General features: G+C 60.8%; 18 protein-coding genes and 1 pseudogene. 6 read left to right on the top strand and 13 right to left on the bottom strand.

Annotation, left to right across the window (positions count from 1 at the left end; all coding sequences use genetic code 11):
- Positions 1-1,188: 1,188 nt before the first annotated feature.
- The 6 genes from GSQ83_RS02255 to GSQ83_RS02280 form a co-directional block, all read right to left on the bottom strand.
- Positions 1,189-1,845, bottom strand: a complete 657-nt coding sequence (locus GSQ83_RS02255; protein WP_158801096.1) for a TenA family protein — start codon at positions 1,843-1,845, stop codon at positions 1,189-1,191.
- Complete coding sequence (locus tag GSQ83_RS02260; protein ID WP_158801097.1) at positions 1,842-2,744, bottom strand: ribokinase; 903 nt, start codon at positions 2,742-2,744, stop codon at positions 1,842-1,844. The genes GSQ83_RS02255 and GSQ83_RS02260 overlap by 4 nt, the downstream gene beginning before the upstream one ends.
- Complete coding sequence (locus GSQ83_RS02265) at positions 2,741-3,970, bottom strand: carbohydrate kinase family protein (protein ID WP_158801098.1); 1,230 nt, start codon at positions 3,968-3,970, stop codon at positions 2,741-2,743. The genes GSQ83_RS02260 and GSQ83_RS02265 overlap by 4 nt, the downstream gene beginning before the upstream one ends.
- Positions 3,967-4,746, bottom strand: a complete 780-nt coding sequence (locus GSQ83_RS02270; RefSeq protein ID WP_174246613.1) for an ATP-binding cassette domain-containing protein — start codon at positions 4,744-4,746, stop codon at positions 3,967-3,969. Before GSQ83_RS02270 ends, GSQ83_RS02265 begins: the two co-directional genes overlap by 4 nt.
- The gene (locus tag GSQ83_RS02275; RefSeq protein ID WP_158801100.1) at positions 4,743-5,738 is read right to left on the bottom strand and encodes an ABC transporter permease; all 996 of its coding nucleotides are present in this window, start codon (positions 5,736-5,738) and stop codon (positions 4,743-4,745) included. The genes GSQ83_RS02270 and GSQ83_RS02275 overlap by 4 nt, the downstream gene beginning before the upstream one ends.
- A 92-nt stretch (positions 5,739-5,830) precedes the next feature.
- Positions 5,831-6,751 (bottom strand): substrate-binding domain-containing protein, encoded by a 921-nt coding sequence (locus tag GSQ83_RS02280; RefSeq protein WP_158801101.1) that lies wholly within the window; start codon positions 6,749-6,751, stop codon positions 5,831-5,833.
- Positions 6,752-6,949: 198 nt separating this feature from the next.
- On the opposite strand from GSQ83_RS02280, the gene GSQ83_RS02285 reads away from it, so the two are divergent.
- From GSQ83_RS02285 to GSQ83_RS31020, 5 genes and pseudogenes are all read left to right on the top strand, one after another.
- On the top strand, positions 6,950-7,765 hold the full coding sequence (locus tag GSQ83_RS02285; protein ID WP_254065453.1) for a BtpA/SgcQ family protein: 816 nt from the start codon (positions 6,950-6,952) through the stop codon (positions 7,763-7,765).
- 21 nt (positions 7,766-7,786) lie between these two features.
- Entirely contained in the window at positions 7,787-8,641 is an 855-nt protein-coding gene (locus tag GSQ83_RS02290; RefSeq protein WP_158801103.1) for a phytanoyl-CoA dioxygenase family protein, read from the top strand.
- Positions 8,634-9,326: a deoxyribose-phosphate aldolase gene (gene deoC, locus GSQ83_RS02295; RefSeq protein WP_158801104.1), complete on the top strand. Its 693-nt coding sequence runs from the start codon at positions 8,634-8,636 to the stop codon at positions 9,324-9,326. The genes GSQ83_RS02290 and deoC overlap by 8 nt, the downstream gene beginning before the upstream one ends.
- A 369-nt stretch (positions 9,327-9,695) precedes the next feature.
- A pseudogene (locus GSQ83_RS30255) lies at positions 9,696-9,965 on the top strand (MgtC/SapB family protein); the annotation flags it as partial.
- Between the two features lie 201 nt (positions 9,966-10,166).
- Positions 10,167-10,457, top strand: a complete 291-nt coding sequence (locus GSQ83_RS31020; RefSeq protein WP_158801105.1) for a Rieske 2Fe-2S domain-containing protein — start codon at positions 10,167-10,169, stop codon at positions 10,455-10,457.
- A gap of 362 nt (positions 10,458-10,819) precedes the next feature.
- On the opposite strand, the gene GSQ83_RS02305 is transcribed toward GSQ83_RS31020, so the two are convergent.
- The 3 genes from GSQ83_RS02305 to GSQ83_RS31025 form a co-directional block, all read right to left on the bottom strand.
- Complete coding sequence (locus GSQ83_RS02305; RefSeq protein ID WP_158801106.1) at positions 10,820-12,178, bottom strand: sugar porter family MFS transporter; 1,359 nt, start codon at positions 12,176-12,178, stop codon at positions 10,820-10,822.
- 313 nt (positions 12,179-12,491) lie between these two features.
- Positions 12,492-13,127, bottom strand: coding sequence for a hypothetical protein (locus tag GSQ83_RS02310; RefSeq protein WP_158801107.1), 636 nt, complete (start codon positions 13,125-13,127; stop codon positions 12,492-12,494).
- Between the two features lie 255 nt (positions 13,128-13,382).
- On the bottom strand, positions 13,383-13,727 hold the full coding sequence (locus GSQ83_RS31025; RefSeq protein ID WP_158801113.1) for a heme-binding protein: 345 nt from the start codon (positions 13,725-13,727) through the stop codon (positions 13,383-13,385).
- A 406-nt stretch (positions 13,728-14,133) separates the two neighbouring features.
- Here GSQ83_RS31025 and GSQ83_RS02320 point away from each other — a divergent pair, with 406 nt between their 5' ends.
- Positions 14,134-15,792, top strand: coding sequence for an MOSC and FAD-binding oxidoreductase domain-containing protein (locus GSQ83_RS02320; RefSeq protein WP_216849875.1), 1,659 nt, complete (start codon positions 14,134-14,136; stop codon positions 15,790-15,792).
- A gap of 53 nt (positions 15,793-15,845) precedes the next feature.
- Here the strand turns inward: GSQ83_RS02320 and GSQ83_RS02325 are convergent, their stop codons facing one another.
- The 4 genes from GSQ83_RS02325 to GSQ83_RS02340 all read right to left on the bottom strand — a co-directional run bounded on the left by GSQ83_RS02325 (position 15,846) and on the right by GSQ83_RS02340 (position 20,154).
- A complete protein-coding gene (locus GSQ83_RS02325; RefSeq protein ID WP_254065454.1) occupies positions 15,846-16,727 on the bottom strand; it encodes an aldo/keto reductase in 882 nt (293 codons plus the stop codon).
- Positions 16,728-17,103: 376 nt separating this feature from the next.
- A complete protein-coding gene (locus tag GSQ83_RS02330; RefSeq protein WP_158801110.1) occupies positions 17,104-17,784 on the bottom strand; it encodes a helix-turn-helix transcriptional regulator in 681 nt (226 codons plus the stop codon).
- Positions 17,785-18,345: 561 nt separating this feature from the next.
- The gene (locus GSQ83_RS02335) at positions 18,346-19,737 is read right to left on the bottom strand and encodes an FAD-containing oxidoreductase (protein ID WP_158801111.1); all 1,392 of its coding nucleotides are present in this window, start codon (positions 19,735-19,737) and stop codon (positions 18,346-18,348) included.
- Positions 19,738-19,740: 3 nt separating this feature from the next.
- Complete coding sequence (locus tag GSQ83_RS02340; RefSeq protein ID WP_158801112.1) at positions 19,741-20,154, bottom strand: ester cyclase; 414 nt, start codon at positions 20,152-20,154, stop codon at positions 19,741-19,743.
- Between the last annotated feature and the right edge of the window lie 240 nt (positions 20,155-20,394).

The raw sequence follows: 20,394 nt of genomic DNA on the forward strand, positions 1-20,394 counted from the left end.
CAGAAACAGTTTGTCCATGACGGTATCCTCCCGCCATCTCCAGAATCACAATGCGCCGAGCCGAAGCAAGCAATTAATGGGTCCTGACCCTAGATCTCCTTCAGGCGCGCGTTATGGGCTCCGCGTAATCCCAACATCCATCAAAAGTGAGTCAGAGCCTAAATGCAACCCCGCAGATTGACCGAAGTCCTGCCGATAAAGACCGCCAGCCGCGCCACACCGACAATTGCATCATCAGTCGCACTTCCAACGACGTCTTCTCCGCAGTGGGCAGCAAACCGCGATACCGGCTCAGCGACTTCGCCGCCACCTGAGCCCCCTTCCCACTCGCTACGCTTCGCCGAGCCTGGCCTCAGCCAGTGAGTACGGCACCCGCTCTCCGCTCACACATGGGCACGGCAAACATAGACTATATTGTCAGGCATTGTCGTTCGCATCATACGCCCGAGCCATCGCCTCAATCTAAGAGCAGGCGACGCCGACGTGTTCTCGTGCTGACCCGGCCCGGCTATTCGGGCATCCCGGCGAAACTTGAGCATTCGGCAAGATGCTCGCGGTCACCCGTGCCCATAAAGACGATCCGACTGACGAGATTGCCTATCGACGCCTCGGGTTGAATAGCCAAGCAGCGCGCTACGAGTTCAAAGGCACGTTTGGCAAGACCCAACTTCGCGCAGCATCCCGCCATCATGGCGGATGTGCCAGCGTCCGTCGGCGCGCCTCGGTCGAAGTCTGCCAAAGCCTCTGCGTAGCGGCGCAGCACGAATTGGGCGCTCCCGAGCCCCGGCGAGTACCACGGAGGATCGAAATATGAGTCTATACGCTGTGCGTGGCGTAGGTGCTCGAGCCCTTCTTCCGCGCGACCTATTCGGGAGAGGAGACGAGTCCCCCGCCGGGTCACAGACAATGACTTTTTTTGGGCTTTCTTGCCGGACATGGCAAACAGTTCACGCAGGTCTTGGGTAGGGCATGTTAGATCCAAAGCAGGCTCGTTTGATTCATACGACGTTCGAAACTGCAGGTTTGTTCAACCCTAGAAGCCGTCGGCTCCGCTCGAAATTCATCATGGCCCAATCAGGTGTGGTTGACAATTCCTATGCGTCCGAGTCTCAAGACGTTAGCAGGGGTTTTATCGCGTGTTGACATTTGCATTCACGAAGCCCCGTTGCGACATTCAAACTGTCCGCGTTAGCTTTCATAAGGCGCGTGGTGGAAGCTGATCTCTAGAAGCAGTGCTCTGCGGAAAATCCGTGCGACGCGCTTCCGACCCACATCCTCTAGAGTCAGCCCTACTAGATCAATCTGCTGCTTCAGCCACCGGGCCTGTGCGGCGAACTCTTCCGCAGCGTGCAGTTCGACCCAACGTCGAATGACGGGGTCTGAGATCGGCAACTTCGCGACGGCGCAGCACCAATGCCAGTACATCCACTCCGCGGCGAACATCGCGGCGATGCCTTCGATGTAGGGGCCATGCGCCGCGATGGCCAACATACCCTGCTCGAAGGCCAGCACCGGCATGGGCAAGTCGATATCTTGCCACTCGGCGTCGGCCATGCCGAGATCCGCAAATGCCTCCCGGAAATAGGTGATCTGTTCTTCCGATAAGGCTTTCAGTACACTGATCATCCAGCGCTGCTCCGTCAGACCGGGCGCCTTTACCAGCAGGTAGCCGAAGATCGTGATGGCGGTCTCGACGAACGCGTTCTCGTAGGCAAGGTAGCGACGGAAGACGCGTGGATCCAACCGGTCCTGGCCAATATCCAGGACGAAGCGATGTTCCTGCATCGCCCGCCAAACATCGCCGTTCGCCTCGAGGATTTCGTCGGACAGGAGAGGCTGGCTCATGGGTGTTTCTCGTTGATCGCTCTCGCCTCGGAGCGGGATGGAAAAGAGGATTGGGTGCCCTTGCGCGTGACAGCAAGAGAAGCGGCCTCAACGGCCAGGCGCAGCGCCGCGGCAACCGATAGGCCGCGGGCGAGCGCGGCGACGAGGGCTCCGCAGAGCGTGTCACCAGCCCCGACCGTGTCCACAGCCTCGACCGCCGGGGCAGGGACGCGCGCGACCCCGTCGCGATCGATCAGGACGGCGCCGGTGGCGCCGAGCGTCACGATTACCTGCGGAACCCAGCGGGCCTGGATTGATACGCCGGCTTGAACCGGCTCGCTTGCGCCACCTAGCTCGACCGCCTCGATCTCATTCAGTATGGCCAAATCCACGAAAGGGAACAGCGTGTCACAGGAATATTGAATCGGCGCGGGGTTGAGCACCGTCATCAAGCCGATCGCGCGGGCCTGCGCCAAAGCTTCCCTCGTGGTCTCCAACGGTAGGTTTCCTTGGAGTAGAAGGATGTCATGCGGCTCCGCATGCCTTCGCAAAACCTCAGCCGCCCAATCGGGGGTGGTCGTGCGCGCCGCCTGATGCGTGCTGACGATAGCGTTCTCGCCATCGGGCGTCACATAGATGACTGACTGATCCGTTGCGGTATCGACCCGCGTCACCGCGGCGAGGGAAAGGCCCTCGGCCGCCAGCCGTTGGCAAGCCCAGTCGCCATCGACATCCCGCCCGATCGGTACGGCCAGCATGGTCAGCGCGCCGAAGCGCTCGGCGACCAACGCCTGATTCGCACCCTTGCCACCAAGGTCGACGCTGCGCTCCGTCGCCAGCAGCGTCTCACCCGCGAGCGGAAAGCGCGGCACAGCGAAGGACAGGTCCACCGTGCAATTTCCAAGGACGATGACCTTCATGCTTGCGCCTTATCCGCGTGCCCGAGGCGCACGACACCTTGCAGGGTCTGAGGCGCCCTAACGGCAACCTCCAAAAGCCGCTCTAGCAGGGTCGCGGTCGGGACCGAGGTCTGACTTCCCTCTACGGATACGGCGACAGCGCCTGCCGCGTTGCCGTAGCGGGCGGCGGCAATCGCATCATGAGTGTTCAACCAGACCGCCAGAAAGGCACCGGCAAAGGCGTCGCCGGCACCGGTGGTGTCCACCACATGCGCGGCCAGGCCAGGCACATGGACCGGCTCTTGAGCGTCAGGAAAGATTACCAGGGCGCCATCCTCTCCGAGCGTCAGGATCATGACGCCCTTGGGCGATACGCTCCGCACCAGCGCCAGGGTCGCCTCGACCACCGGCCCAAGGCCAGCGCGGCATCGGGTAGCCTCCTGGATCACATCGCGGTTGAGGAATACGAGGTCGAAATGCCCGATCAGATCCGCCACGTTGGCTGCTGTCTGCGACGCCTTCGGCAGGCCGGTCATCTGCAGGCTGAGCTCAGTGCCCGTGCCGCCAATCTCCAAGACCGTCTTCAACACCGTATCGATCTGCGAGCCGCCGACATGCAGGCAGCGCCGCTCTTGGGTGAGATGGTTCGTATAGGGTGTGAGGTCGGATTCGAGGAGCACCACCGGCTCATTCAGGATGGTGCGCGAACCATTCTGCTCGACCAGCACGATGCAGCGGCTTATCCGCTGGTTGCGTTGCCGGCGGATCGCGATGGTGCTGACGTTCTTCAGGGCCAGCTCTGCCAGTGCCCAGTCGCTGTCGGCGTCATCCCCGAGGGTCGTCACGAGTTCGGCGGCGACGGGGAAGCGGTCCTCTAGCGCCGCAGCGAAGACGGCGGTGTTTGCCGCTGGCCCGCCGAGTGATTTTTCGATGCTGCGGGCAGTGATACGGTCATTGCGGTGCGGCAGCACGGAGAGCATGGCGGTGTAGTCCACACTCGCCGCACCCACCAGGATGAGCTGCGGGAGGTCCGGGTCTTGCGATCGAGCGGGCGCCGGTCGCGTACTCGAGATCAGCGAGCGCGCGAGGGCGTTTGGTTGAAAGCTCAGCGTGCGGATCGCCGCCTCGACCTTTTCGCGGGTCTCGGGCCGCACGACGACCGTATCGTTCAGCACATTCGACACGGTGCCGACCGAGACATGCGCCAGCCGCGCGACATCCACCATAGTAGCGCGGCGGCGCTTCAAGGCTTCGGGTCCGCGGGCGCCGCTGATCGGCGCGGGTCGGCGCCTGTTACAATCATCTGGACAATCTCATCCGCATGCGTATCGCCAACCTCGCGCGCCGCGACGACATGGCCGTGCTTCATGACGATGAAGCGGTCACCGACCGCGAAGACATCCTCCAGCCGGTGACTGATGAGAATGACCGCCACCCCTTGCAGCTTCAGCCGGGTGATGGTGTCCCGCACCTTGGCGATGGCGGGCGCGCCGAGATTGGCAGTGGGCTCGTCCATGATGACCAGCTTGGCGTCGAAACCGGTCGCGCGGGCGATTGCGACGGCCTGCTGCTGCCCGCCCGACAGCTCTCGCACCGGGCTGGAGACGGAGGGTACCCGCAGCCCCAGGGCGGCGAAGAGGGCTTTTGCCCGCTCATCCATCTGGCGCCGCTGCAGGACACGCAAAAGCGGCCAGGCGCCGAGAACCTCGCGGCCGAGGAAGATGTTCTGTGTCACCGTGAGCGCCGGAACCAGGGCGTAATCCTGGTAGATCATCTCTATGCCCGCGCCGCGCGCATCATGGGGCCCGTGAAAGACGACTGCCTGACCGCCGACCTCGATCGTGCCGCTGTCCGGCTGGTGGGCGCCGGCAAGAATTTTCATCAGTGTCGACTTGCCGGCGGCATTGTCGCCGACTAATCCCAGCACCTCGCCTTCGCCGATGCTCAGCCCGACATGGGACAAGGCGCGAACGGCGCCGAAGGCTTTGGAGATGTCGTGCATGCGGATGAGAGGCGCGCTCATTCGTCTGTCGCGGAAACCCGCGCCCATTGTTCGACCCGCCGATTGACGATGGTGTTCAGCAACACCGCCGCGACCAGGACGATGCCGGTCACGACCTGCACCCAGTATGGATTGACGTCGAGAAGGTTGAGGCCATTGCGGATGAAGCCGATGAAGAGGGCGCCGATGATGGTGCCGATGATGGTCGCCGAGCCGCCGAACAGGCTCGTGCCGCCGAGCACGACCGCCGAGATCACATCCAATTCCAGCCCCATGCCGGCATTGGGCGATCCGTTCGACAGCCGCGCCGCGAGAACAAGCCCTCCCAGTGCTGCCAGGGCACCGGAGATGCCATAGACAAGGATCTTGATGCGGCCGATTGGTAAGCCCATCACCCGGGCCGCCTCCTCCCGACCACCGACTGCGAGGGCGTGGAGACCAAGCTGACTCCGGCTGAGGGTGAAGACCCCCGCAACGACGACGAGCAGAGCGATCAGAATTGGCGCGTCAACACCCAGGACCGCGCCACGCCCCAGCCAAAGTATGGCCGGGTTCGTGATCGGCGTCGCATAGCCGTTGCTGTAGACGAAGGCGATGCCGCGAATGGACACCAATCCACCGAGCGTCACGATGAAGGCGGGTATCCCGAGCCAGACCAGGAAGCCGTTCAAAGCACCGAGGCAGGCCCCCACTGCGATCACAGCAATGACGACAAGGCTCGCGGTAAGCCCATCCGTCAGCCAGGCCGAGGTCAGGCAGGACACGAGCGCGACAATCGCCCCCACCGAGAGATCGATGCCGGCGGTTGCCATGACGAAGGTCGAGCCGACGCCGATTATGATGATCGGCGCGGTCTGCCGCGCCACGTTGAGCAGGTTGATGGTGGTGAGGAAATAATCGGACGAACAGGCCATGGCGACGAGCCACAGGGCCAATCCGATACAGGTTCCGTAGCGAACCGATAGGACCGCCAGCCGTCTTGCCCTTTGGTTCAAGCCTGACGGCCCTGTCACGGGATGATCCAGTCTCGCCAATTTATAGACCTTCGAAGTCGTCGAGAAAGAGAAGCGTGACAGGGGAAGCTGCAAGCTTCCCCTGTCACGGCTCAGCGATTTTGCGCGAGGTTGTATTGAGTGATGATCGTCGGGTTGTAGCTATAACGGGCAGGGATCGATTTGCCCTGGAGCTTATCGACCAGATAGCGCAGGGCCATCTCGCCGCCGATTTGTGGTGCCTGCATAACGAAGCCGATGATGCGGCCGTCCTGCAGCGGTTTGATGAAGGGCTCAGGCACGTCGTCCCAACCGAAAAAGGCGATCTTGCGACCTTGCGAGGCGGCGGCGGCCAGTGCGCCCTGTAGCTGCGGATCTCCGGTCGCGTAGATGACGTTGATTTCGGGATGCGCGGTCAGCATGTTCTCGGCCGCTGACTGAGCTGTTTCCAGGACGTTGCGGCCGTCTCCCGTCGCGACAACGGTGGCGTCTGGCACATCCTTCAGAGCCGCGAGAAATCCGTCCCGCCGCGCGAGCTGGACTTCGGTCGAGGCCAGCATGACGCCGATCTTCGCCTTGCCACCCATTTTGCCGATGACGTAGCCCGAGATGAACTGGCCGAATTCGCGCGAGGCGTCGAATTGCGGGATACCGAGTTGGATGACCACATAAGGGCTCTTGATCGGGGTATCCAACGCCGCGATGGGGATGCCTTTCTTGCCCGCCTCCTCGATCGGTCCGGCAAGTGCCGTGGATTCGATCGGGTCGATGATGATGGCATCGGCCTTCCGCGCGATACAGTCCTCGAAGTCCTCGACCTGTTTGCCGGTGTCAGCTTGCGGATCATGCACGATGAGATTGACGCCGAGCTCTTTCGCCGCCTTCTTCGCGCCGCCGACGCCGAGTTGGAAATACTCGACCTGCAGGCTGAAGGTAACGTAACAGATTGTCGGTGGTGTTGCGGCAGATGCTATGCCGCCGGATCCCACGAGACCGGCGAAGGCCGCGAGCGCCAGTAGGGCGCGTTTTGTCATAGGACCTCCTTGGAGCTGGATATTTGAAGGTTTCAATTGGGCACACTTCGGCGACGGAGGACAAGCCGGAATCGGGGTCGCGGAGGAAAGAAAGTGGAGCTTTGACCACATCAAGGGCTGTGATAAGTCGAATAATTCAGTGGGCCATCAGGGTGCGGCATGAATTTGGCGATCTCAAATGACCGCGGGGATGCGGTTTTGAAAATTTTTCAAAAGACGAAGGTGGCGATCGGCGTATTGCACTGCCCACCGCTTCCCGGCACTCCGCGGTACGATGGCGAAGCGGTTGAAGCACTTTACGATCGCGCGCTTCGCGACGCGGAAGCCTATGTCGAGGGCGGCATCGACGGGCTGATCATCGAGAACCATGGCGACTTGCCGTTCCTCAAGCCGCACCGGATCGGGCCCGAGACCGCCGCTGCCATGGCGGTCATCACCGATCGCGTGAGGCGCGCCTTCGACGTGCCGCTCGGCATCAATGTGCTTGCCAATGCAGGGATTCCGGCCCTGGCGATCGCCAAATCCGCAGGGGCTGTGTTTATCCGCGTCAACCAGTGGGCGAATGCCTATGTCGCCAACGAGGGCTTTATCGAGGGGGAGGCCGCTGAAATCCTGCGCTACCGCGCCTCGATCTCGGCAAAGGATGTTTTGATTTTCGCGGATACACACGTGAAGCATGGTGCGCATGCGATCGTCGCGGACCGCTCCATCTCTGAACTCACGCGTGACGTGGAGTTCTTCGACGCCGACGCCGTGATCGCCACGGGCCAGCGCACCGGCGACTCTGTTGATTTGCAGGAACTAGAGGAGATCGGCCGCGCGACGCGGCTTGCGGTGCTGGTCGGCAGTGGCGTGACCCTCAGCAATGTTGGCGCTATTCTGGAGCGTGCCGCCGGCGTGATCATCGGCAGCTCGCTCAAAATGGATGGCACTTGGTGGAGCGCGGTCGATCGCCAGAAGGTCGCGCGATTCATGCAGGACGTTGCCATGCTTCGCAACCGGCTCGTCACCTAGACAGCAAAACGGGGAGAGACAATGTTGGAGAAGATGTCAGAATTCGACGTTAGCGAGACGGAGCGGCGCCGGTTTCGGGATGACGGATACGCTGTCTTCGAAAACGCGGTTTCGCCCGATCTGCTGGCGATGTTGCGCGAGGAATGCGCCTATTTCGTCCGGCGGGAGGACGAGAAAATGGACCGCATGGGCGTCGACCAGCTCGGCATTACGCACCGCAACAAGCGATATCATGCGGCCTTTCCGATGCGCGACCGCCCGATTCTTGGCGCGTATCTTTTCAGCGATGTCATGAAATCGATCTGCGAAGCGCTTCTCGGGCCCGATGCCTATCTGTTCTTCGATGGCTTCGTGGTGAAGGGAGCGGAAGCGGGCATGAAGCTCGCCTGGCACCAGGATTCCGGCTATGTCAACGCCGTCGATGGCGACCGTAACCACAAGCCCTATATCACCGTCTGGTGCCCGTTGGACGATGTGACGGAGGAAAACGGTACGATCTCTATCTTGCCGGCAAGCCAAAGTGGAATCCGGACAGCGGTGCCTCATGAATTCGACCCTCCCTCCAACGACTGGGTAGGTTATTCCGGGTCTGACAAAGGACTGCCATTCGTCGCGCGGGCCGGCACTATCGCGGTATTCGGCAGCCTCACGTTGCATTCCAGTGGGGCCAATACGACACCGAAGCTGCGCCGCGCCTATATCTCGCAATACTCACCCGAGCCCGTGCTGACGGCCGATCGCTCCATGCTTTGGGGTAATGCCGTTCCGTTTCTCCGCAATTATACCTCCGTGCTTGGCGAACCCGTACCAAATCTGCCGTATCGGATCGACCGTCTCTCCCACGGCAATGAACAGCTGAAGTCAGCAAATGGCTGACAGCAAAAGCAACAGAACTTCCACTCTGGCATGGATGATCGATCACACGATCCTCAAGCCCGATGCAACTGAGGTGGAAGTCCGTCAAGTCTGCGAAGAAGCGATGGGATATGGCTTCCGGACCGTCTGTGTTAACTCTGTGCATGTCGCGCTTGTCGCAAGGTTCCTCAGCGGAAGCGTAGTGCGAACATGTTCGGTGGTAGGCTTTCCCTTTGGTGCCATGCCTTCCGCGATTAAGGCGGCAGAAGCCGCCGCAGCGATGGCGGCGGGGGCCCACGAGATCGACATGGTCATTGCGATTGGCGCCTTGAAGGAACAACGGCTTGACTATGTCCGGAATGACATTGCGGCGGTCCGAGCGGCATGCACGGGCGCGGTGCTTAAGGTCATCATCGAGACCTGCCTGCTGACAGATGATGAGAAACAGATGGCCTGCCAGCTTGCGGTCACAGCGGGTGCAGATTTTGTCAAGACTTCGACTGGATTTTCGACCGGAGGGGCGACGGTCGCGGATGTGGCATTGATGCGCGCGACGGTCGGGTCAGCTGTCGGAGTCAAAGCCTCCGGCGGTGTGCGAAGCCGCGAGGTCGCGGAAGCGATGATTGCGGCCGGCGCGAACCGCATCGGCACCAGCTCAGCGACTGCCTTTACAACCTCAGGCGATACTCGTTTGCAGGACTATTAGCCCGAGGTTAAAAAACTTGTTTTGCCTTCTGAGATATCTCAATCAGTGCGCTCTGCATGTTTTTTGGGCTGAATGAGCAGAAACGCGAATGTATAGGAGAACCTTGGGGAGCTCGCATCGGAAGCCGGCTGCCCGCTAACGATCGCTTTTCCTTAGCTGGCGCTCGAGCAAGTTGACCAGGGTGGCGACCTCGGGATAACAGATCGGCCTTTGGTATTTACTCTGCGTCTGGCAGGGCGCAACAGGTGAATTCGTGGCCATTCAGGTGCCGGGCCCGGTCCTTCTTCAACGAGGGACGGTGGCTCAGAGCTAGACTGTGCCTCTGGCCCGTGACGTGCAGCCGAATAGTATTCGGCCTTTTCTAACCTCATAGGCCAAAGATGGTTGCAGCTCGCGGAACTCCCGCTTGCTTTTATATTGTCTGCCCTGATCTCGCTTGAACGCGAGATCCGTCGCAGGGCGCGGGGCTGAGAACCTATACCCTTGTCGGTGGCGCCGCCGCCCTGTTCATGCTCATCTCAAAGTGCGGCTTCATGGACGTGCTCTTTCCCTACCAAGTCGTGCTCGTCCCGCGTCGCGGCTCAGGGCGTATCTGGCATCGGGTTCGTGGGTGCCGGTGTCATCTTCATCCGCCGCGACGATCGCGAATAGCCCATTCGCAGCCTAGGTGCTTTCTCTATCGGGAGCCGGCAAGGCCCTCCCAGGTCTCGGCGAGGTAGGCACGTGGCTGGCCTTACAACTCATGTTCCGGGTGCCATGGTTAAGGCGTGGCGTCTGATAGCGGGAGACTGTCTTATGGAGATCGATGTCGGCGATGCGGCCGGGCTTGCCTAAGGCACGATGCGCGCCGTGGAGCGGGACGGCGCCAAGGTGCTGCTGGCCCGGAGCGGTCGACAGTGCCACGCGGTGGGAGCGATCTGCCCCCATGCCGGCGGACCGCTCACGGAGGGCGTTCCGCACGACGTCACCATGCTATGCCCTTGCCACAAGGCGGCATTCGGGTTGGACACCGGGCGTTTTTTGGCGTCGCCTGCGGTCGTTGACCTGCGGGTTGATGCGGGCCGGCTGCTGCTCGGCCCTATCGGTCCGTCCTCACCGGTGCAAGAGGACGCAGACCCAGGACGATGGTGATCTTCGGTGCCGGGGCCGCGGGTACGGCAGCGGCGCGGCGCGTGACCTTCGCCGATGGCGCGATCCTCACCTACGATGCGGCACTGTTGGCCAGCGGGGGCGAGCCGGGGCGCCTGAAGGTAACGCGGGGCGGACCTCCCGGGCACGTTCGTCCTGCGCTCGCCGAATGAGCGTCGATCGAGCCACTGATTCGAACAGCCAAGTGCGGCGGTCGAGTTGGGACGCTGAATATCCGAAGTGCTGAACGCGATCCTTTATGGGCTTTCTACGGGACGTCGGTGGAATGCGCTTCTGTCCGACCTGCCGCCGCGTAGCAGGGTCTCGGACTATTTGCAGCTTTGCGATCGGAACGGCACGATCCGTCATGTCCGGAAGTGACCACTCTGCAGATCGCTCTCGATCTGCTCAAGCGTCCTGCCGCGCGTCTCGGGTACGTAGCGCCAGACAAAGCCGAAGGCGAGGAGGTTGATAAAGGCGAAGAGCCAAAAGGCACCGCCTGCGCCAAGGCTCGAGACCAGGCTGAGCGTGGTGAGGGAAATCACCAGGTCAAACGTCCAGTGCGACAGCGCCACCATGCTCATTCCCTTGCCGCGGACGCCGAGCGGAAACACCTCAGAGCCAATAAGCCAGATGGTGACCGAGATCGAACCGACGTTGAAGATCTCATTGCCCAAAAGACCGCCTACCGCCAGCCAACGCATCCAGCCATGCGGCGTGCCGCCGAACAGAGCGAAGCCGAGGAGCACAAGCGATAACACGGCCAACGGCAGGAAGCGGAGCATGAGCTTGCGACGCCCCCAATGATCAACTGCCCAAATGCCGAAGATCGTCGACCCGACGATGGTAACGCCGATCGCGAGCGAGGTCAGCAGCGCGGCACTCTTCCCGAATCCCACTGAGGCAAGAATGGTGGGCGCGTAATAAATCACCGCATTGGTGCCGGTGATTTGGCTAAACATTGCTACGCCCATGCCGGCGACCAGCGCTGGCCGCAGTTTCGGTTGGAAAAGCTCTTTCCAGCCGCGCTCCGCGTGCACCGTCTGCTCGATTTCCTCAAGCTCCCGATCGACCTCCGTTTTGCTGGCTCGCAGGCGGAGCAAGGTTTGCCGCGCCCCATCGCGGTTGCCTTTCAGGGCCTGAAAGCGGGGACTTTCGGGGAGCCAGATCAACCCGACAAGAAGTACCACCGCCGGCACGACACCGAGTAGGAACATCAGCCTCCATGCGCCACTAGCCCCGAGCAGCCAGCCGACGATCGAGGAAAGTAGGATACCGCTGACCACGGCGAGCTGGAACAGCACCACCAAGCCACCACGCCGAGCCGCGGGTGCCAGCTCTGCTATGTAAACCGGCACAATTTGCGAGGCAGCACCGATCGCGAGGCCGAGCACCAAACGCGAGATTACCAGCACATCGACCGATCCCGATGCAGCGGCCGCCACCGAGCCTGCGATGAAAATGATCGCCGCCGCTACCACGACCAGGCGCCGCCCTAAGTGATCCGAGATCGGCCCGGCCCCCATGCACCCGATCAAGGCACCAGCGACGATAGCAGAGGTGATTAACTGCTTGGCAAGGTCATCCAGGCCGCTGCCGTGAGGATTGAGATCGTGGCCGACGAACAACAAGGCTGCCGAAATGATGCCCGTGTCGTAGCCGAACAATAGTCCGCCTAATGCGGCGACAATAGAGACGAGCAAAACGAACGCGTTTCCACGCATGACTTACTTTCCTCCTTCGCACGACCGCCTGAATCGGCTCGGCCGAAGTTCGCGATCATCTAACGGATGGCTTTTCCTGTCTTGTTCAAAACAGTGGCGCACAATGCGTCGCCGGAAAGCGCGACCGAGCGTGACGCAGGAGGGAAGCATGTACCGACGGTGGCTAGGAACTCTTCCTCCCCTATCGAAAACGCCGCGGCGTCCACTCGCGCATCGCAGCTTCAGCAGTAATCATTGGGTGGGACACGCCGCTGTCAGTGCTCGAAGATGCCTGTGCTTGTTGCGGCCCCATCACATTGAGCGAAGTCTCGTTTCAGCCGTGCAAGACGAAGTTTGATGTCGCGCTGTTCGCCATAACGAAACGCCCGTTGACCAGATCATTCTTCTCAACCTTGGCTTTAACCTCCGCAGGTGAAAGGCCATAGCTTTCCCAACGTTCTGTCAGCCTCCGGCGAAGGACCTCCTCCGAGACATTAATCATCACTGTCGCATCGAATGCCACATGCAGGTGGGACCATGGCGGAAGGCCCAATAGCAGGTAATTGCCTTCGACAACGACGACGCGCACGGCTTTCGGGATCAGCCGGGCGGCCGACCTTGATATCTCAATCGCACGGTCAAATACTGGAACGGCGATCTCGTCCTCATCGTTGAGCTTGAGGCGGCTGAGCATGTGCCTGAGTCCGCCAACATCAAACGTTTCGGGCGCACCTTTTCGAGCGCGCAGGCCACGGGCATCCAGAACGGCATCGTCAAAATGATATCCATCCATTGGAAGAATGGCTGCGCCGCCGGGATGGACTGCATTGACCTGAGCGATAAGGCCTTCGGCAACGGTAGACTTGCCGCTGCCAGGCGCACCTACGATGGCGATAAGACGCCGACCAGACACGGCCGTAGCCAAAGCGAATAAACCGTTCAGGTCAATGGCTAATGGCTCCCGACTCATCGGACACCTTTCAGAAAAAGCTGGTTCGGAGATCCGGCGACAGTTTTTCCCTACCCTGGGATTGCCTCCGAATCAACCAATGCAATCATAGACCGTTGAAAACCGCCGTTGTCACCTCGCGGTCTAGGCTGAGACGCCCGGCGCGTCCAGTGCCCTGCGTGGCATGTAAAGGAGCTTTCAAGCAAGCACCCGAACCAACAGATTGCCACCTCCAGCGGCCCCTTTGCGGCGTGACCCCAAGGATGTTTGGGCAAGCTAAGAGGCCAGTGGCGCCGCCTCAAGGATCGCGACATCCTGGTCCACCGTCCCGCCACTGACGCCAACACCGGTGATCGCCTCGTCATCGCGAGTCAGCGTTGCGCCGCCGCGGATCAGCGCAATGGAGGCGACGGAGACGCGGGTTAGCCGTACCAGGATGTTGGGCGAGGCCTCTAACCCGGCTGGGCCCCGCGGCAGCCTGGTCAGATCTTCAAACTTGGCTGTGAAGTCGCTGCGATTGAGGAAAAAACCTTCGACCCCGCTATCGAAAACTACGACGCGCTTCGAGTGAATGAGGCGCTCGACCTCGTCCGCGCGACCACGACAGGGGCATCTGAGTATGCCCTAAACAGGAACGAGCGATCACGGAGTTCGGGGGCGACCATGCCGGTTTCCTAAAGCATCCACATCCCACCGGCCTAGATAGAGCTGTGCCATAAGCGGAACTCCATGGCATGTTCCCGTCTGCACGACCTTATCGAATAACTCCTCGAGGTTTGAAATCGACAAGAATACGACGATGGATCGCGCTATCCTGCGTAGGTGGCAGCTGATGAGTAGCGATGACCAAGTATCGATCTCTCGTGCACACCGTGACGTCGACGGATGAAGGGGTGGGGCCGATGCCTCCGACAGCCCTCTGATGGCACGGTTGCTTTCCGTCAATGTCGGACTTCCCCGCGACATCGCATGGCAGGGAAGAACCGTCCACACTGCTGTCTGGAAAGAGCCCGTTCGAGGCCCACGGATGGTGCGGCGGCTCAATATCGAGGGAGACGGCCAAGGAGATATGGCGGGCCACGGTGGCGAGCATCGGGCCGTCTTCGTTTACCAGATCGACTCCTATCACCATTGGCAGGCCCACCTCGACCGAGCCGACATCGAGTATGGCCAGTTCGGCGAGAACTTCACCGTCGATGGCTTATCCGACAGCGAAGTATGCATCGGCGACCGGTATCGGATCGGGAGTGCCGTCTTCGAAGTGACGCAGCCGCGCGTCACCTGCTACCGGGTCGGCATCCGCATGAACGAGCCGCAGATGGCCGCGCTGCTCGTCGCGCACGACAGACCCGGCTTCTATCTCCGTGTCCTGGAGGAAGGAGAGGTCGAGGCCGGCCTTGAGATTGTGCGGGAAGCGCGGGGGCCCGAGGGCATGACTATCGCCGAGGTGAATGCCCTTTTGTATAAGCCTGGCCATCCCGCAGACCGGCTCGAAAAGGCGTTGCGCATTCCGGAGCTCAGCGCGGGCTGGCACTCTTCATTCAAGGCCCTGCTCGAACGGATACAGAGCAGCGGCATCACAAGCGGCAATCCGGGTCTCGCCCCAAGCGCCGGGCCGCCGCCGGCATGGACGGGGTTTCGCCCGCTGCGGGTGTTCGACAAAAAGCGCGAGAGCGAGAGCGTGACCTCGCTTGTGCTGGAGCCTACCGACGGCCGCCCTCTGGCACCTGGCCTCCCTGGACAGTTTATCGTCCTCCGGCTGCACCCGACACCCAATGCACCCACGCTGCTGCGCAGCTATTCGATATCGGGCGAGCCTGGCGGCGCCCGATATCGAATTAGCGTCAAGCGCAATCCCGACGGGGTTGCCGGCGCGTATATCCGCGATGGGGTTCAGATCGGTGATATCCTCGATGTGACAGCGCCACGCGGCAGTTTCGTGCTGCAGCCCGGCAGCGGTCCCGTCGTCCTGCTGAGCGCAGGGATTGGCGCCACACCTGTGCTGGCCATGTTGCACGCCTTGGCTGCTGTCATGTCGCCAAGGGAGGTCTGGTGGATCCACGGGGCTCACGACGGCGGTGAGCATCCGTTTGCCGAGGAGGTGCGTGCTTGCCTAGCGGCCCTGCCCCACTCCCATCGCCACATCCTCTATAGCTCGCCTGGTTCCAAGGACCGGCTCGCTGTCGATTTCGACGCTCCTGGCCGCGTGAGCCTGCCGTTGCTGCAGGAATTGGGCGTGCCACGCGATGCCGATTTTTATCTTTGCGGTCCGCCGGCCTTCATGACCGACCTGATGCCCAGCCTCGCGGCCTGGGGTGTTGCCGCCAACAGAATCCACAGCGAGATGTTTGGAGCGGGTCCGGCTTTGACGCCCGGAATCGCCGCGGCTCCCCTGAAGCAGCCGCATTTGCCTACCGGGGCGGCCGGCACAGGGCCGCTCGTGTCCTTTGCGCGCTCAGGCGTTAACGTCCCGTGGGGAGCGGCATACCAGAGCATCCTCGAACTGGCTGAAGCCTGCGACGTTCCCGTCCGATGGTCTTGCCGTACAGGCGTCTGCCACAATTGCGAAACCGCGCTCATCGCTGGCGCCGTCGGCTATCAGCCCTACCCGGTCGAACCGCCAGCCGAGGGCAACGTGCTGATATGTTGCTCTAAGCCCCAAGGCGATATCGTGATCGACCTTTAACGGGCATCCAATCTAGGACAGTCGACACTCCCCTTTCGCGCCGTGCGACGTCGCTACGTGGGCCGAGGAATGAATCCGGGCACGCCAGTTCCTACGACCTGGTTGAACCGGACTTTCGTGGTGACGCCATCCCGAATTTCACGGATGGCGTCTTCAGGCAGCGTTGCGATGTCGAAGTTTTCCCGGATGTGCTCGGGATTGGTCGAGGTCGTCAGAAAAGCGGTGCCCCGTTGAGCAGCCCATGCCAATGCAACCTGCGCAGGCGTCTTGCGGACGCGCCGTGCAATCGCCGCGATGATCGGATCGTCCGTCACTCTCGGTTCAAGTCCATGCCCCAGCGGCGCGAATGCAAGCAAAACAATGCTGTGCTCCTGACAAAAGTCGAGCAGTTCCCATTCGGGCAGATAGGGATGGGATTCGACCTGCACCACAGAAGGCATGATCCGCGCAGCCGCAACGATCTCACGTAGTTTCTCCAAAGTGATATCGGATAGGCCGATCGACCTGCACCTGCCCCCATCCACAAGGTTCTCAAGCGCCCGCCATGTTTCGATCAGCGTGACCCCGGAATCGTAGATGACATGGCCCTGCTCGTCCCGTGGGTCCTGTTCGTCGCCGGGTTGAAAGGCGAAGGGGGTATGGATGAGGTAAGCATCGATATAATCGACTTGCAGGCGCCTGCAACTCGCGTCGAAGGCGGCTTCGACCCGGTCAGGGCGATGATTGCTATTCCACAGCTTCGTCGTAACGAAGAGGTCCTCCCGGCGAAGGGTGCCGGCACGGATGGATTCCTGTATTGCCTCGCCGACCGCCTCTTCGTTGCGGTAGCGCTCGGCACAATCAAGCTGGCGGAAGCCCACTTCCAACGCGGTTCGCGTCGCTTGTTTGGTCGCGAGCGGATCGGGAATCAGCGTGCCAAATCCGACAGCAGGCATCGAACCTGATCCATGCTTCAGAGGGATGCGTGTGTGGCGAAGCATATCGGGGGTTGCCATGCTCATACTCCCTTGTTCAAGGCCGAGCGACAGCGCCTCGGCTGCGCGAGGCGCGACCTCATTCTTGCGCCCCCTTTGTAGCCTTAAATTACGCCGGCTGGCGCAGCGATTTGAACGCGGCCCTGAACTCCTCAGAGAAGACTATGACGGCACTACGGACATGGCCGTTCTCCTTGGGGCACCAAGCCTAGGTACTACGCCGCTGTGAAGTCTCGAGCGGCCGATTGGTTTCGCATGGTCGAACTGTCGCAGGGTATGCAAACAGCGCTTATGTCCTGTGCCTCGCGGGCTATGCTCTCCGCAGGTCTCTGAGCCGCTAACGCAGGATCGCCGCTTGTCGTGTGGTGTTGTGTGGCTGAGATGATTGGGCGTCTGTGCGAGTCGAGTGAATATTTGCAGGTCTCGGCGAGCCTTCGGGGGTCTGCGACAGCCGCCAGCGATGCGGAGTGATCCCCACGTAGCGACGGAAGACAGTTGTGAAATGCGCCTGGCTTGTGAAGCCGACGCATACACCGACCTCAATAATCTTCGTTTGTGGAACCATGAGCAGAACCTGTGCGCGCGCAATCCTCTGACGGACGATATATTCATGCGGCCGGACACCCGTCTTTTGACGAAACTGAGCGGCGAAATACATCCGCGTGAGGCCAGCGGCGCGAGCCAGATCCGCCAATCTGATGGTGTCGGCGATGTGATCTCCGATATAAGTTTGGACACGGCGGAATCGCCAGGTTTGCAATTCAGAGGGCTTGCGTCGCGAGATGGCAGGAGCTTCGCCAGCTCGCTCTGGTGCCTTACTTGACGTCGAGTGCGCCCCTTCCGCAGCGGCCAGGTTCGAGCAAGGGACGCTTTTATATTTGTCGCGGCTCAGTGAAGCAATGGTGTCGTTCGCCTTTTGTTTTCGCACTTTTGGTTCGCATGAATCGGGAGTTGAAAGCAAGACGCTCAGACAAAGCTCGCGCAACTCTGCCGAAATTCCACTAGTTATGTCGCGCATGAAGAACTCCTTGTATTATACGGGACCACCCCATCTCGATGCACCCTTCCGAGAGACCAAAACAACGCAATTGTGCTCTCCTAGGCCATTCATTATTTCTTGTCGGTCTTACCAGGGCCGTCCCAGCGACCTAGGAACGCTAGATGTGGTCACCGGCGAACCGCAAGTCAGAAAGCATTTTTCGCACTATTTATGCGCTAGTATTGTAGGAGATTGCTAAAAACACTTCTTTTCGCCTCGCAGCGCCACGACGATTCCTGTTGTTTTGACGGAGCATCCCCAAGAAGCGCTGCGGCTTCAGTACAGTGCAATATCGAAGCCCAAGTTGCTGGCTAATACGCGGTTCGGACAACCAACGACTAAAATCAAACCCGAATGCTTCCTCCGCACGCGCCTCTACTCAAACTAGGGGCAGGCAGATCGCACCCTCATTGTATTCCTGGGCCAACAAGTATCGCAGCACGCACCCAGCACAATCATCTCAGGTGTACTAGCAACAGAAGGAGATTCGAGACTGCGGCTCGATTCGCTCGTAGCTGCGGCCCCGCCGAACGCGAAGGTTTAAGGGGCGCTGTCCGCGATTTCGGGATCCAGCGGCTGGAGAGTGCTGAGCACCGTTGGCAGCAGTTCGCTGACGGTCGGGTGGATGTGCACGGCTCGCTGCATGACGGTATATGGCGCGTCCGCTGCCATCAAATCCAAGATGCTATGGACGACCTCGTCTCCTCCTGGCCCCAGGATAGCGGCGCCAATGAAGCGTCGCGTCGCCGCGTCGACGAGCACCTTTATGAAGCCATGTGTCTCGCCTTTTTCGATGGCGCGCGCTACTTGCGTCATTGGGCGCCGGCCAATAAGGACCTGGCGGCCCGACGCTCCTGCCTGCGCCTCAGTCATCCCTACACGGCCAAGCGGGGGATCGATATAAATTGCATAGGCCTGAATGCGTTCGCTCACGCGGCGGCGATCATTGTCGAGGAGATTCGCCGCTACAATTTCATAGTCGTTGTAGGCCGTGTGGGTAAAGGCCCCCCGGCCGTTGCAATCGCCCATTGCCCAGATGTCCGGGACATTGGTCCGCACCTCATCATCCACCTTAATGAATCCGCGGTCGTCCTGTTCGATGCCGGCAGCCGCGAGGCCTAGATTGTCGGTGTTCGGTCGCCGGCCGACAGCGAGCAGCAGATGAGATCCGGTGATGTCAGGCCCATTCTCAATAGAGAGCGTTATGGTTCCATCCCGTTGCACGGCCCGCGTGGCGGTCGCACCGAGATGGACGGCTATACCCTCCGCCTCCAAAATGCCCTGAACCGCTAGCGAAACATCTCTGTCCTCACGAGATATCAAGCGCGAGGCCCTCTCGACGATCGTCACTTCACTCCCGAAGCGGCGATACATCTGCGCGAATTCCAGTGAAATATAACTTCCGCCGAGGACAATGAGATGACGCGGGAGTATATCGAGCTGCAGGATCGATTCGTTATCCAGATAATCCACTGTCTGGAGGCCGGGGATCAGTGGCACGACCCCTCGTGACCCCACGTCTATAAACACCCGATCAGCCCTCAGGACGATGCCTCCGACATCGACTTCATGAGGCGATAGGAAGCGGCCCGGCGCATGAAGCAGCGTGCAGTTATCGGTGCTCTCGAGACTCGTGCGCAGTCCTTCGCGTCTGTCCGCGACGATCTTGTCTTTGCGGGCCTTAACCTGCCTCATGTCGGCGCGTACCGGTGACTGGGAAACAATGCCATATTCCGCTGCACGCCGCATCTGCTGCGCGGCATACGCGCTCGCCACGAGCGCCTTAGTCGGAGTGCAACCAGTGTTGACGCAGGTACCCCCGACCGATGCCCGCTCTACGATAGCGACCTTCAGCCCGGAACCCGCCAGCCGCATGGCTAACGGCGCGCCAGCCTGACCGGCGCCGATGACAACGGCATCATAGTTGGTCACTGGTCAGCCGACCTTGGCGCCGAGTGTCGTGAGAATACCGAGCACGTCGGAACTCCCCCACCGCTCGACAATTTGCCCGTTCTCGAAGCGAGCGATCTGCATCCCGCGGGCAGCGATCGTCTCGCCTGTCGGAGCAATGCCGGCAAATATGCCTTTGTGCGTGCCGTGAATGGTATAGGCCATTGCAATGTCAGTTTCCGTCTGGGTCAGGTGGTCGACCGAAACGTTGAGGTCGGGAAACGCGGTCCTCATCATGGTGAAGAACGTCTTGAAGCCTTCCGGGCCGGAGCCTTGGTCGGGCGCTGGGTCATGATCGACGACGTCCGACGCGAATACCTGATCGAAGATCGAAAAATCCCCGCTCGCAACGGCTTCGCCAAGCTTTATATTTGCGGCGAGGTTCTGCTGCTTGCTCATTACTTCCCCTTGATACCTACGTGCTTCTGGGAGCCATCTTGATCTTGGCGCAGCCGCAATTATTGAACGATAAGGCTACTATCGCCATCCAAGACGAGCTTAGGTGAATTGGCCGTCACACCAACCTGGCAACGTCGAGACCTGAGCACTCTCATGTTCGCCCCTTCAAGCTGCAGGCACGGAAAATCTGTCGCTCGTTCCTGAGCCCTTCAGCACGGCCTCCGCTGGGCAAGGCAGGCG

It is taken from the genome of Acidisoma sp. L85 (assembly GCF_009765865.1).
Lineage (GTDB): Bacteria > Pseudomonadota > Alphaproteobacteria > Acetobacterales > Acetobacteraceae > Acidisoma.